The organism is Pseudomonas sp. Irchel s3a10 (assembly GCF_900187525.1).
GTDB classification, from domain to species: Bacteria; Pseudomonadota; Gammaproteobacteria; order Pseudomonadales; family Pseudomonadaceae; genus Aquipseudomonas; species Aquipseudomonas koreensis_G.
The window spans coordinates 97,808-111,058 of sequence record NZ_FYDR01000004.1 but is presented as its reverse complement, the minus strand read 5'-3'; the positions used below and the strand labels follow the sequence as shown (position 1 = coordinate 111,058).

Here is a 13,251-nt window from a genome sequence, read left to right as displayed (position 1 = left end):
GGGAGTAGACGATGCACTCATGAAACGTGCACCTCGAGGGGTTGAAACGTGGCTGAAATGATCGGACTCAGCAAAGGCAAGCCTCCTGTTGTGAGCGGGCAGCGAACCACCGGTTTAACTTGAATGAACGTTCAAGTTAAACATGGATAGGGTGGTAAGGACTAATCGCAGGGCCAGGCGGTAGTTTTCCTACAATAGCCCAAGGAGGGGTATGACGCGGGTTTGAGGGGATTCGTTCAATGGAGAATTGGCTGAATGCCATCAACCTGATTCGATGGGCAAATTGTGGCGAGGGAGCTTGCTCCCGCTGGACGGCGCAGCAGTCCCAATCCGGCGTCAGTCTCAATTGGGAGTCCTGCGGCCTCCAGCGGGAGCAAGCTCCCTCGCCACAAACGAACTGGAAATCTTACTTCTGCGTCCCGTCATCATGCTGCAGATTGGCCTGAGTCAGGTTGCTCCCTGCCGGCACGCTGCGCGTCAGCCACACATTACCGCCGATGGTCGAACCCTGGCCGATGGTGATCCGTCCCAGAATCGTTGCGCCGGCATAAATCACCACGTCGTCCTCGACAATCGGATGGCGTGGATGGCCCTTCTGCAACTGCCCGTCTTCATCCGCCGGGAAGCGCTTGGCGCCCAAAGTCACGGCCTGATAGATCCGCACCCGCTCGCCGATGATCGCGGTCTCGCCGATCACCACACCCGTACCGTGATCGATGAAGAAACTGCGGCCGATCTGCGCGCCTGGATGGATATCGATGCCGGTGGCCGAATGCGCAATCTCCGCGCTGATCCGCGCCAGCAACGGCAACCCGGCGCGATACAGATGGTGCGCCAGGCGATGGTGAATCACCGCCAGAATCCCCGGATAGCACAGCAACACTTCATCGACGCTGCGTGCCGCCGGATCGCCGTGATAGGCGGCCAGCACGTCGGTGTCGAGCAGGCTGCGCAGGCCCGGCAAGGCCAGGGCAAAATCCTGAATGATACGGATCGCCTGAGCTTCGACGTCGGCATCGCCTTGAGCGCTGTGCCGGGCGACATATCGCAATTCCAGCCGCGCTTGCGCCAGCAAGGCATTCAACGAGGTATCGAGGGTGTGGCCGACATAGAAATCCTCACTCTCTTCACGCAGATCCACCGGCCCCAGTCGCATCGGGAACAACGCACCACACAGCGCCTCGAGAATCTCGGCCATCGCCGCGCGGGACGGCAACTCGCGACCGCCCTGCTCGCCGCTGGCCCGGCCATTCTGGGTACGCCACTGATCCCGCGCGGTACGCAGTTGGCTGACGATGGTCTGCAATTGCCAATGGCTGGAACGCTCGCTCACGGTAAAGACTCCTCACGGGCGGCCGGACGGTCGGGCCGCGTCAACGGCGACTACTTTACGGCATGCCCGCGAGTGCGAATTAAGAACCGATAGTGCTGGCCTAAGCACATTTGGCTATAAGCAATTCCCGGTTGCCCCGCTAAAACGGCCTGCCTATAGTCCTGTCATCTTCCTCCGCCAGTACGGGCTCATGATCAAACAACAGCTGGATCGCTTTAACCGTCTCGACCTGCTCGGCCAACCCACGCCTCTGGAAAAACTCGAACGCCTGTCCGCCTGGCTGGGCCGCGATGTGTACATCAAACGCGATGACCTGACGCCGCTGGCCATGGGCGGCAACAAGCTGCGCAAACTCGAATACCTCGCCGCCGACGCCCTCGCCCAGGGCGCCGACACGCTGATCACCGCCGGCGCCCTGCAATCGAACCATGTGCGCCAGACCGCCGCGCTTGCAGCCAAACTTGGCTTGGGTTGCGTGGCGCTGCTGGAGAATCCGCTGAGCACCGACGACAGCAACTACACCGGTAACGGCAACCGCCTGCTGCTCGACCTGTTCGACACCAAGGTCGAGCTGGTGGACAACCTCGACAACGCCGACGAACAACTGGCCGCACTCGCCGTGCGCCTGCGCAGCAATGGCAAGAAACCGTATCTGGTGCCGATCGGTGGCTCGAATGCTCTCGGTGCATTGGGCTACGTACGTGCCGGTCTCGAACTGGCGGAGCAGATCAAGGACACCGGCCTGGAATTCGCCGCCGTGGTGCTGGCCTCGGGCAGCGCCGGGACCCACAGCGGTCTGGCGCTGGCGTTGAGCGAAGCGCTGCCGCAATTGCCGGTGATCGGCGTGACCGTCTCGCGCAGCGAAGAAGATCAGCGCCCGAAAGTGCAGGGGCTGGCCGAGCGCACGGCGGAGCTGTTGGGCGTGAAATTGCCGGAGCACTTCAAGGTCGAGTTGTGGGACGAATACTTCGGCCCGCGTTACGGCGAGCCGAATGCCGGGACACTGGCGGCGGTGAAACTGTTGGCCAGTCAGGACGCGGTGCTGCTCGATCCGGTTTATACCGGCAAGGCCATGGCCGGCCTGCTCGACGGGATCGGCCGCCAGCGTTTCAACGAGGGCCCGATCATCTTCCTGCATACCGGTGGGGTGCCGGCATTGTTTGCCTACAAGGATTCTCTGACAAGCTGATCCGCCCTGCTGCAAGAATTTCTGTAGTGAGGGGATTTATCCCCGTTGGACTGCGCAGCAGTCCCCTGCTCTTCAAGTCAGAAGAGAGGGCCGCTTCGCGCCCCATCGGGGATAAATCCCCTCGCCACAATTGATCATATATATTCGAAATTGGAATAACAGAAAGATCATTAAGTATTTTCAAGTCTAAAGCAGACATCTTATAGTCTCGCCGCAGGCGAATTTCGGGCAAGACGCATAAGCTGCTTTAGGGCACGATAACGCAGTCGTTCAATTCCCGGATTCGCCAACTTTCCTTAAGCGTCTTCCATAAGAAAACACAGGGGCTTGTCATGAATTTTTCCGCACTACGTCGCAATCTGCTGGTAGGTTCGCTGGGCCTTGCACTGAGCGCCGGCCTGATCGGCCAGGCAACCGCCGGTGAGCAGCTGCAACAGATCAAGGACAAAGGCGTTATCAACGTCGGCCTGGAAGGCACTTACCCACCGTTCAGCTTTGTTGACGAGAACGGCAAACTGTCCGGTTTCGAAGTCGAGTTCTCCGAAGCGCTGGCCAAAGAGCTGGGCGTCAAGGTCAAATTGCAGCCGACTAAATGGGACGGCATCCTCGCCGCACTGGAATCCAAACGTCTGGACGCAGTCATCAACCAGGTGACCATCTCCGAAGAGCGCAAGAAGAAGTACGACTTCTCCGAGCCCTATACCATCTCCGGAATCCAGGCGCTGGTGCTGACCAAAAAAGCCGCCGACCTGAACATCAAGACCGCTTCCGACCTGGGCGGCAAAAAAGTCGGCGTAGGCCTGGGTACCAACTACGAACAGTGGGTCAAGGCTAACGTGCCAACCGCTGACGTGCGTACCTATGAAGATGATCCGACCAAGTTCCAGGACCTGCGTGTCGGCCGTATCGACGCCATCCTGATCGACCGTCTGGCCGCATTGGAATATGCTCGCAAAGCCAAGGACACCACTGCCGCAGGCGAACCGTTCTCTCGCCAGGAAGCCGGCGTCGCCCTGCGCAAAGGCGAGCCTGAATTGCTTGCTGCAGTGAACAAGGCTATCGAAAAGCTGCGAGCCGACGGCACGCTGGCCAAGCTTTCGGAAAAGTACTTCAGCGCTGACGTCACCAAATAATGGAAGAAACTTTCCAAATCGTACGGGAGGCCCTGCCCTTTTTGTTCAAGGGCATGTACTTCACCGTCATCCTCAGCCTGGGTGGCATGTTCTTCGGCTTCCTGCTGGGCTTCGGCCTGGCGTTGATGCGCCTGTCACGCTTTAAGGTGTTGAACTGGATTGCCCGCATCTACGTGTCGTTTTTCCGCGGCACACCGTTGCTGGTACAACTGTTCGTGATCTATTACGGCTTGCCACAGGTGGGACTGGAACTCGATCCGATACCGGCTGCCCTGATCGGCCTTTCGCTGAACATGGCGGCCTACATCTGTGAAATCCTGCGCTCTTCGATCAGTTCGATTGAACGTGGTCAGTGGGAAGCCGCTGCGAGCATTGGCATGACTCGCGCGCAAACCCTGCGTCGGGCCATCCTGCCGCAGGCGATGCGTACGGCATTGCCGGCGTTGGGTAACAGCTTCATTTCACTGGTCAAGGACACGGCACAGGCTGCCACCATTCAAGTGCCGGAGTTGTTACGTCAAGCGCAGTTGATCAGCGCCCGTAACTTCGAAATTTTCACCATGTACCTTAGTGCAGCACTGCTTTACTGGATTCTGGCCACGGTGCTGTCGCACCTGCAGAACAAGCTGGAAGAGCGGGTCAATCGGCACGACCAGGAGTCCTGACCCATGATTGTCGTGGAAAAACTGACAAAGCAGTTCAAGGGTCAAGAGGTGCTCAAGGGCATTGATCTTGAGGTGAAGGAAGGCGAGGTCGTGGCCATCATCGGCCCCAGCGGTTCGGGCAAGACCACGTTCCTGCGCTGCCTGAATTTCCTCGAGGAGCCCACCAGCGGCCGGATCAAGGTCGGCGATATCGAAATCGATACCCGCCGCCCGCTGAGCCAGCAACAGAGCCTGGTGCGCAACCTGCGCCAGCACGTGGGTTTCGTGTTCCAGAACTTCAACCTGTTCCCCCACCGCACTGCACTGGAAAACGTCATCGAAGGGCCGATCGTGGTCAAGAAGATGCCGCGCGAGCAAGCCGTTGCCCTGGGCATGAAGCTGCTGGCCAAGGTCGGTCTGGCCGGCAAGGAAGATGCGTATCCGCGTCGTCTGTCCGGTGGTCAGCAACAGCGCGTGGCGATTGCCCGGGCGCTGGCGATGGAGCCGGAAGTGATCCTGTTCGACGAGCCGACTTCGGCCCTCGACCCGGAACTGGTGGGCGAAGTACTGGCGACCATTCGCGGTCTCGCTGAAGAAAAACGCACCATGGTCATCGTCACCCACGAAATGGGTTTCGCCCGCGACGTGGCTAACCGTGTGGTGTTTTTCGACAAAGGCGTGATCGTCGAGCAAGGCGAAGCCAAGGCGTTGTTTGCCAACCCGAAAGAAGAACGCACCAGACAGTTTCTCAGCAAGTTCCTGAATCACGCCTGAGGTATTTATTACCTTGAATCATAACTTCCATGGACGGAAGTTTTATCTCCCCCACCTGAATAACTTTTAAATCCTTCCAGCTTAAAATCTGTCAAAACAATACATATATGTTCTGCAACAGATAAAAGTTATCTTCAGCGCGCTTCCGTGCCTGTGAAATGATCTAAACGGGCCAGCACAAAATCACAAAAATTCGCGAAAAACCGTAGTTCCATTCGCCATCACCGCTAGGCAGCATGCCTCATCAGCGTAGGACGCTTCTGATTAACCGGTAATTCACGGATTAACTAAGCCGCTCTATTGACACTCTTTCCGGCACGCTCTTATCTAGTCGCCAACCGGCACCCATTAGTTGAATCAATCCGTACTCAGCCCGAACAGAAGTTCACGGTTGTATTACCGATTCATCACGCCTTTTGTTGTTTCAAGAAACGGAATTCGCTGCAAGACTTCAAGGAGAGAACCCGATGACCCGCACTTCGCACGCCCCCGAACTGGCAGCGCCGAATCTGGCGTCCGCATCCAAAAACGCCATCAATCTGGCCGCTGCCGCGCATTTGCTGATCGATGTCCTGCCCTACTCCGGCATGGACGCCGGTGATCTGATCGAACTGTTCTGGAACAACTGCTACGTCGCCTCGCGAGTCTTGACCTGCGAAGACGTCGGCGCCTCGATCAGCCTGCGGGTGCCGGAAAGCTTTATCGCCAGTGGCACCGCACGGATTCACTATCGAGTGATGCAAGTCGGTCAGGGGCCGGCGCTGTCGGCGGCCACGCGGGTGCAGGTCAAGCTCGACTGCCCCGGCGGCCAGCCTTCGCCGCTGTGCGGTGACGAGAATCAGCAACTGGCGCCCGTCACGCTGCCCGACACCATCCGCCGCCAGGGCGTGAACCCCAATCAGATCAAACGCGGTGTGCCGCTGACCATCGAACCCTACCTGAACATGGCCGAGGACGACGCCATCACCCTGCGCTGGGGCGACGTGCGCATGGACCTGGCACCGATCACCGCAGCGGATGTCGGCCTGCCGATTCAGGTCTGGGTGCCACCGGCAGTGATCGTCGAGGGCGGTGAGGATCTGCGCCTGGACGTGACCTACTGCGTCATCGACTGGGTGGGCAACAACTCACGCTGGGCACCGCCACGGACGCTGAAGATCGGTTGCGTGAATCCTTATCTGAAGGTGCCGCTGCGCCAAGCGCTGAAGGCCGCTGAATCGACCAAGGATTGAAACCGCATCCCTGCCCTCATGGTGCTCTGTAGCGAGGGAATCCAGTGAAAAGTCGCACCGCCCCCGATGGACTGCGCAGCAGTCCAACTTTTCAGGACTCAGAGAAAGGCTGCTGCGCGGCCTGTCGGGGATAAATCCCCTCACCACAGGTTGTATGCGACGGCTTAAAGCCTGTTAACCAGCCGGGCCACTCACCCTTCTATACATATTCCTAAAAGTTAGTTTATTTAATATTTATACACGCTTAGGGTATATGAACCGGACCACCGGACATTCTTTCGTTCGCCGCACTTTTGCGGCGTTTTTCATGAGATGTGAGGTAGGTAGTATGGTCCGGAACACAATCACCCCAGTGCAGATCGCCAGGGCATTGCGTGCAGCCAAGGAGCGGCACTGATGTCCAGTCTGGCAGACGCAAACGTCCAGTCGGATCTGGACATCGCCCCGTTGTTGTTGCCCGCGCAGGTCTTGCGCAACGACGCCCAAGCCATCAAGGCTGCCCACGATCTGGCGCAAGTCGCCCGCGTGCAGGCCGCCAAACGTGATCGTCAGCGCAAGCTGCCGTGGTCGGAAATCGAACAGTTCACCCGCAGCGGCCTCGGCAGCATTGCCATCCCGCGCGAATACGGTGGCCCACAGGTTTCATTCGTCACATTGGCCGAAGTGTTCGCGATCATTTCCGCGGCCGATCCGGCGCTGGGACAGATCCCGCAGAACCAGTTCGGCATCATCAATCTGGTACTCGGCAGCGCCACCGAAGCGCAGAAAAAACAGCTGTTCCAGAGTGTTCTGGAAGGTTGGCGCATCGGCAATGCGGGTCCTGAGCGCGGCACCAAAAACACCCTGGAATTGAAAGCGCGCATCACCGCCGACGGCGACGATTACGTGATCAACGGCCAGAAGTTCTACTCCACCGGCGCGCTGTTCGCGCACTGGGTGGCGGTCAAGGCGCTCAATGACGACGGCAAGCAGGTGCTGGCCTTCGTCCGCCGTGGCACCCCGGGCCTGCGCATTGTTGATGACTGGTCGGGCTTCGGGCAGCGCACCACCGCCAGCGGCACGATTCTGCTGAACAACGTGCGCGTCGAGTCGAGCCTGGTCGTCGATAACTGGAAGATCAACGAAAAGCCCAACACTCAAGGCGCCGTGTCACAGCTGATTCAGGCAGCCATCGACGCCGGCATCGCCCGTGGCGCCATCGACGACGCCATCGAATTCGTCAAAACCCGCGCGCGGCCATGGATCGACGCCAAGGTCGAACGCGCCAGCGATGACCTTTACGTGATCGCCGACATCGGCAAACTGAAAATCGAACTGCACGCGGCTGAAGCACTGTTGCGCAAGGCCGGCAAAGTGCTCGACCAAGTCCACGCCGCGCCGCTGACCGCCGAGTCCGCCGCCCGCGCTTCAATTGCGGTGGCCGAAGCCAAAGTACTGACTACCGAGATTTCCTTGCTCGCCAGCGAGAAGCTTTTCGAACTGGCCGGCAGCCGCGCGACCCTCGCCGAATTCAACCTCGACCGCCACTGGCGCAACGCCCGGGTGCACACCCTGCACGACCCGGTGCGCTGGAAGTATCACGCGGTCGGCGCCTATCGCCTGAACGGTACTTTGCCGGCCCGCCATTCCTGGATCTGACGACCAGACATCTGGAGAGAAACCCATGCCTTTTTCCCACCCCGTCGCGGTTATCACCAGCGATGAGCAAGCCCTGATCGTCGCCAGCGACCTGGCCGAAGATTTCAAACGCGACAGTGCCGTGCGCGACCGTGAACGCCGCCTGCCACTGCCGGAACTCGACGTGTTTTCCCGCTCCGGCCTGTGGGGCATCAGCGTGCCCAAGGAATACGGCGGCGCCGGTGTGTCCAACGTGACCCTGGCCAAAGTCATCGCCCTGATCGCTCAGGCCGACGGCTCTCTTGGGCAGATTCCGCAGAACCATTTCTACGCCCTCGAAGTGCTGCGCGTTAATGGCAGCCACGAGCAGAAACAGCGGCTGTACGCCGAGGTGCTGGCCGGCCAGCGCTTCGGCAATGCTCTGGCGGAACTGGGTACCAAAACCGCTCACGACCGCGTCACCAGCCTCAAGCGTGACGGCGACGGCTACCGCATCAACGGGCGCAAGTTTTATGCGACCGGCGCGATCTACGCGCAGCGCATCCCGACGTCCGTGGTCGATGAAAATGGCGTGCAGCAACTGGCCTTCGTCCCGCGTGACAGCCAAGGCCTGACGGTCATCGACGACTGGAGCGGCTTCGGCCAGCGCACCACCGGCAGCGGTTCGGTGGTGTTCGAAGACGTCTACGTCGCCGCCGAGGACGTGATCCCGTTCCAGAGTGCCTTCGAGCGTCCGACCACGGTCGGCCCGCTGGCGCAGATCCTTCACGCCGCCATCGACACTGGCATCGCTCGCGCCGCTTACGAAGATGCCCTGCACTTCGTGCGCAGCAAGACCCGTCCGTGGATCGACTCCGGTAACGACAAGGCCACCGAAGACCCGCTGACCCTGAAGAGCTTCGGCCACTTGAGCATTCGTCTGCACGCCACCGAAGCACTGCTGGAACGCTCCGGCGAATTCCTCGACAAGGCCAAGGCCGAGACCAACGCCGAAACCGTCGCTGCCGCCTCGATTGCCGTCGCCGAAGCACGGGCGATCAGCACTGAAATTTCCCTGGCGGCCGGCAGCACCCTGTTCGAACTGGCCGGCAGTCAGGCGACCCTGATCGAGCACGGCCTCGACCGTCACTGGCGCAACGCCCGGGTGCACACCCTGCACGACCCGGTACGCTGGAAGTATCACGCGGTGGGCAATTACTACCTCAACGATGAAAAGCCTCCGCTGCGAGGAACGATCTGATGAGCGCCGCAAAAAAGAAGATCCTGCTCAACGCGTTCAACATGAACTGCATAGGCCACATCAACCACGGGTTGTGGACGCATCCACGCGATACCTCGACGCGCTACAACACCATTGAGTACTGGACAGAACTGGCGCAGTTGCTGGAGCGCGGACTGTTTGACGGACTGTTCATCGCCGACATCGTCGGCGTGTACGACGTCTACCAGAACTCGGTGGACGTCACGCTCAAAGAGTCGATCCAGTTACCGGTCAACGACCCGCTGCTGCTGGTGTCGGCGATGGCTGCGGTGACGAAAAACCTCGGCTTCGGCCTGACCGCCAACCTCACTTACGAGCCGCCGTATCTGTTCGCCCGGCGCATGTCGTCGCTCGATCATCTGAGCCGTGGTCGGGTCGGCTGGAACATCGTCACCGGTTATCTCGACAGCGCCGCCAAGGCCATGGGCCTGCGCGAACAGGTCGAGCATGACCGTCGCTACGATCAGGCCGACGAGTACCTCGAAGTGCTCTACAAACTCTGGGAGGGCAGTTGGGAAAACGGCGCGGTGCTCAATGACCGCGAGCAGCGCATCTACGCGCAGCCGGAGAAGGTGCACAAGGTCGAGCACCACGGCGAGTTCTATCAAGTCGAGGGTTATCACCTCTGCGAACCGTCGCCGCAGCGTACGCCGGTGCTGTTCCAGGCCGGCAGTTCCGATCGCGGTTTGCTGTTCGCCGGACGTCACGCCGAGTGCGTGTTCATCAGCGGGCAGAACAAACCGTCGACCAAAGTGCAGGTGGACAAGGTCCGCGCCAGCGCGGTCGAGGCCGGGCGCAATCCCGAGGACATCAAGGTGTTCATGGGCCTCAACGTGATCGTCGGCGCGACCGAAGAAGCCGCGTGGGCCAAGCACGCCGAGTACCTGAGTTATGCCAGCGCCGAGGCCGGCGTCGCGCATTTCTCGGCCTCCACCGGCATCGACTTTTCCCGGTATGAAATCGACGAACCGATCCAGTACGTCAAAAGCAACGCCATCCAGTCCGCAACCAAGAACCTGCAGAACAACGACTGGACCCGACGCAAATTGCTCGATCAGCACGCCCTCGGTGGCCGCTATATCACCGTGGTCGGTTCGCCTGAGCAAGTGGCGGATGAACTGGAAGCGTGGATCGCTGAAACCGGCCTCGACGGCTTCAACCTCACGCGCATCGTGACCCCGGAAAGCTATGTCGATTTCATCGAGCTGGTGATTCCGGAGTTGCAGCGGCGCGGGTCGTACAAGACTGCGTATGAGAGTGGCAGCTTGCGCGAGAAGCTGTTTCACGGGGCGGCACAGTTGCCCGAGCAACACACCGGCTCTTCGTACCGCCGCTAAAAGCATCGCGAGCAGGCTCACTCCTACAGGGGAACGCATTCCAAATGTAGGAGTGAGCCTGCTCGCGATGAGGCCCGACCAGACACCACAAAATTCATGCACTGACTGGAAAACACACCATGATCAAGAAACGCCTGTCCCACCCAGTCAAAGCACTGGCCCTGGCCTTCGGCCTGTTCAGTTCGGCGGTGTTCGCCGCCGATGCACCACTGAAAATCGGCACCACCGCCGCGTTCGCGATTCCACTGGAAGCCGCCGTCGAAGAGGCCTCCAAACAAGGCCTGAAAGTCGAGCTGGTGGAGTTCACCGACTGGATCGCACCGAACGTCAGCCTCGCCGCCGGTGACATCGACGTGAACTACTTCCAGCACATCCCGTTCCTCGAAAACGCCAAGGCCGCCTCTGGTTTTGACCTGGTGCCGTTCGCTCCGGGGATCATCAACAACGTCGGCCTCTATTCGAAAAAATACAAAAGCTTTGACGAGTTGCCTGAAGGCGCCAGCGTGGCCATCGCCAACGACCCGATCAACAGCGGTCGCGGTCTGCAACTGCTGGCCAAGGCTGGCCTGATCACCCTGAAACCGGGGGTCGGCTACAAGGCCACCGAAGACGACATCGTCGCCAACCCGAAGAAGATCAAGATCCTGCAAGTCGAAGCCGTGCAACTGGTGCGCGCCTACGATGACGCCGATCTGGTCCAGGGCTACCCGGCCTACATCCGTCTGGCGAAGACCTTCGACGCCGGCTCGGCGCTGCTGTTTGACGGCCTCGACCACAAGGAATACGTGATTCAGTTCGTGATCCAGCCGAAGAGCAAGGACGACCCGCGCCTGATCAAATTCGTCGACATCTACCAGCACTCGCCGGCCGTTCGCGCGGCGCTGGATAAGGCCCACGGCAAGCTGTACCAGGCCGGTTGGGAAAGCTGAGCATGACGGCCGCGATCCAACGGCGACTGGAGATTCCAGAGCCAGAAAATGCTGAAAAAACCGAACTGCATCCCGAGCTGAATCGTGCCCACGTGCGCTTCATCGGCCTGGGTAAAACCTACGAGGGTCGGCAAGGCCCGGTCGCGGCCCTGCAAGGCATCGATCTGGCGATCCAGCGCGGCGAGGTGTTCGGCATCATCGGCCGCAGCGGCGCCGGCAAGTCGTCGCTGATCCGCACGATCAATCGTCTGGAACAACCGACTGCGGGGCGCGTACTGATCGATCAGGTCGACATCGGCGAGTTCGATGAGGATCGTCTGGTCACGCTGCGGCGGCGCATCGGCATGATCTTCCAGCACTTCAACCTGATGTCGGCCAAGACCGTGTGGCAGAACGTCGAACTGCCGCTGAAGGTCGCGGGTGTGCCGAAGCCGCAACGTGAGCAGAAGGTTCGTGAACTGCTCGAACTGGTCGGCTTGCAAGCCAAGCACAAGGCCTATCCGGCGCAGCTTTCCGGCGGGCAGAAGCAGCGTGTCGGCATCGCCCGCGCATTGGTGCATGACCCGGACATTTTGCTGTGCGACGAGGCCACTTCGGCGCTCGATCCCGAGACCACCCAGTCGATCCTCGGCCTGCTGCGCGAGATCAACCGACGCCTGGGCCTGACCATCGTGTTGATCACCCATGAAATGGCGGTGATCCGCGAAATCTGCGACCGCGTGGTGGTGCTGGAACACGGGCGGATCGTCGAGCAGGGCCCGGTCTGGGAAGTGTTCGGCAATCCGCAGCACGAAGTCAGCCAGACCTTGCTCGCACCGCTGCAACACGCTCTGCCGGAAGAACTGCAAAGCCGTCTGCATGCCTTGCCGCCCTCTTCAGAGGCCGCGGTAGTGCTGCGCTTGCAGTTCACCGGCAGTGCCAGTGACGAGCCGGATCTGGCGGCATTGTTCGCCGCTCTCGGCGGACGCGTGAAGTTGCTGCAGGGCGGCGTCGAGCGGATTCAGGGCCACGCGCTGGGACAACTGTTGCTGGCGGTCAGCGGCTCGGCCCTGAGCGCCGATCAATTGCGCGAGCGCGCCGGGCAGTGGGCGCAACGGGTGGAGGTGCTGGGTTATGTGGTTTGATCGTTTGCTCCAGGGATTCATCGACACCTTCCTGATGGTCGGCGTGTCGTCGCTGATCGCGTTGCTGGTGGGGATCCCGATGGCGGTGATTCTGGTCACCAGCGACAAGGGCGGGATCTATCAGGCGCCGCTGCTCAACCGGGCGTTGGGCGCGTTCGTGAATCTGTTCCGCTCGATCCCGTTTCTGATTCTGATGGTCGCGCTGATTCCGTTCACCCGGCTGATTGTCGGCACCACGTACGGTGTGTGGGCCGCGGTGGTGCCGCTGACCATTGCCGCGACGCCGTTCTTTGCGCGGATTGCCGAAGTGAGTCTGCGTGAGGTCGATCACGGCTTGATCGAGGCGGCGCAGGCCATGGGCTGCCGGCGCTGGCATATCGTCTGGCATGTGCTGTTGCCTGAAGCGCTGCCGGGGATCGTCGGCGGGTTCACGATTACGCTGGTGACCATGATCAACTCGTCAGCCATGGCCGGGGCGATTGGTGCCGGCGGTTTGGGCGATATCGCTTACCGCTATGGTTATCAGCGTTTCGACAGCCAGATCATGTTGACAGTGATTGTGTTGCTGGTGGCGTTGGTGGCGGTGATTCAGTTGGGTGGAGATCGTCTGGCACGGGGCCTGAACAAGCGTTAAGGCATGCCGCGCCTCTGAAACCGCTATCGCGAGCAGGCTCACTC

At 60.3% G+C, this 13,251-nt stretch carries 12 protein-coding genes; 11 read left to right on the top strand and 1 reads right to left on the bottom strand.

Translation table 11 applies throughout. The annotated features are described in order from the left end of the window. Window positions 1-406: 406 nt before the first annotated feature. Window positions 407-1,333, bottom strand: coding sequence for a serine O-acetyltransferase EpsC (gene epsC, locus CKW11_RS13385; protein WP_095137901.1), 927 nt, complete (start codon window positions 1,331-1,333; stop codon window positions 407-409). A 190-nt stretch (window positions 1,334-1,523) separates the two neighbouring features. Here epsC and CKW11_RS13380 point away from each other — a divergent pair, with 190 nt between their 5' ends. From CKW11_RS13380 to CKW11_RS13330, 11 genes are all read left to right on the top strand, one after another. Beyond that, window positions 1,524-2,522, top strand: a complete 999-nt coding sequence (locus CKW11_RS13380) for a D-cysteine desulfhydrase (RefSeq protein ID WP_095137900.1) — start codon at window positions 1,524-1,526, stop codon at window positions 2,520-2,522. A 332-nt stretch (window positions 2,523-2,854) separates the two neighbouring features. Then, window positions 2,855-3,655, top strand: a complete 801-nt coding sequence (tcyJ, locus tag CKW11_RS13375) for a cystine ABC transporter substrate-binding protein (protein ID WP_095137899.1) — start codon at window positions 2,855-2,857, stop codon at window positions 3,653-3,655. Beyond that, entirely contained in the window at window positions 3,655-4,320 is a 666-nt protein-coding gene (gene tcyL, locus CKW11_RS13370; RefSeq protein WP_095137898.1) for a cystine ABC transporter permease, read from the top strand. The genes tcyJ and tcyL overlap by 1 nt, the downstream gene beginning before the upstream one ends. 3 nt (window positions 4,321-4,323) lie before the next feature. Continuing rightward, complete coding sequence (gene tcyN / locus CKW11_RS13365; RefSeq protein ID WP_095137897.1) at window positions 4,324-5,073, top strand: L-cystine ABC transporter ATP-binding protein TcyN; 750 nt, start codon at window positions 4,324-4,326, stop codon at window positions 5,071-5,073. A 467-nt stretch (window positions 5,074-5,540) separates the two neighbouring features. Further along, window positions 5,541-6,305 (top strand): hypothetical protein, encoded by a 765-nt coding sequence (locus CKW11_RS13360; protein ID WP_095137896.1) that lies wholly within the window; start codon window positions 5,541-5,543, stop codon window positions 6,303-6,305. A gap of 396 nt (window positions 6,306-6,701) precedes the next feature. Continuing rightward, entirely contained in the window at window positions 6,702-7,943 is a 1,242-nt protein-coding gene (locus CKW11_RS13355; RefSeq protein WP_095137895.1) for an SfnB family sulfur acquisition oxidoreductase, read from the top strand. A 25-nt stretch (window positions 7,944-7,968) separates the two neighbouring features. Then, on the top strand, window positions 7,969-9,162 hold the full coding sequence (locus CKW11_RS13350) for an SfnB family sulfur acquisition oxidoreductase (RefSeq protein ID WP_095137894.1): 1,194 nt from the start codon (window positions 7,969-7,971) through the stop codon (window positions 9,160-9,162). Then, entirely contained in the window at window positions 9,162-10,520 is a 1,359-nt protein-coding gene (locus tag CKW11_RS13345; protein ID WP_095137893.1) for an LLM class flavin-dependent oxidoreductase, read from the top strand. Before CKW11_RS13350 ends, CKW11_RS13345 begins: the two co-directional genes overlap by 1 nt. A 119-nt stretch (window positions 10,521-10,639) precedes the next feature. Continuing rightward, window positions 10,640-11,449, top strand: coding sequence for a MetQ/NlpA family ABC transporter substrate-binding protein (locus CKW11_RS13340; protein WP_095137892.1), 810 nt, complete (start codon window positions 10,640-10,642; stop codon window positions 11,447-11,449). Between the two features lie 2 nt (window positions 11,450-11,451). Continuing rightward, a complete protein-coding gene (locus CKW11_RS13335; RefSeq protein WP_095137891.1) occupies window positions 11,452-12,573 on the top strand; it encodes a methionine ABC transporter ATP-binding protein in 1,122 nt (373 codons plus the stop codon). Continuing rightward, the gene (locus CKW11_RS13330) at window positions 12,563-13,207 is read left to right on the top strand and encodes a methionine ABC transporter permease (protein ID WP_027611182.1); all 645 of its coding nucleotides are present in this window, start codon (window positions 12,563-12,565) and stop codon (window positions 13,205-13,207) included. The genes CKW11_RS13335 and CKW11_RS13330 overlap by 11 nt, the downstream gene beginning before the upstream one ends. Window positions 13,208-13,251: the final 44 nt, after the last annotated feature.

Bases quoted from the DNA above. Each gene is read 5' to 3' on its own strand.
- CKW11_RS13380 (WP_095137900.1), top strand. From the start codon at position 1,524: ATGATCAAACAACAGCTGGATCGCTTTAACCGTCTCGACCTGCTCGGC.
- tcyJ (WP_095137899.1), top strand. From the start codon at position 2,855: ATGAATTTTTCCGCACTACGTCGCAATCTGCTGGTAGGTTCGCTGGGC.
- tcyL (WP_095137898.1), top strand. From the start codon at position 3,655: ATGGAAGAAACTTTCCAAATCGTACGGGAGGCCCTGCCCTTTTTGTTC.
- tcyN (WP_095137897.1), top strand. From the start codon at position 4,324: ATGATTGTCGTGGAAAAACTGACAAAGCAGTTCAAGGGTCAAGAGGTG.
- CKW11_RS13360 (WP_095137896.1), top strand. From the start codon at position 5,541: ATGACCCGCACTTCGCACGCCCCCGAACTGGCAGCGCCGAATCTGGCG.
- CKW11_RS13355 (WP_095137895.1), top strand. From the start codon at position 6,702: ATGTCCAGTCTGGCAGACGCAAACGTCCAGTCGGATCTGGACATCGCC.
- CKW11_RS13350 (WP_095137894.1), top strand. From the start codon at position 7,969: ATGCCTTTTTCCCACCCCGTCGCGGTTATCACCAGCGATGAGCAAGCC.
- CKW11_RS13345 (WP_095137893.1), top strand. From the start codon at position 9,162: ATGAGCGCCGCAAAAAAGAAGATCCTGCTCAACGCGTTCAACATGAAC.
- CKW11_RS13340 (WP_095137892.1), top strand. From the start codon at position 10,640: ATGATCAAGAAACGCCTGTCCCACCCAGTCAAAGCACTGGCCCTGGCC.
- CKW11_RS13335 (WP_095137891.1), top strand. From the start codon at position 11,452: ATGACGGCCGCGATCCAACGGCGACTGGAGATTCCAGAGCCAGAAAAT.
- CKW11_RS13330 (WP_027611182.1), top strand. From the start codon at position 12,563: ATGTGGTTTGATCGTTTGCTCCAGGGATTCATCGACACCTTCCTGATG.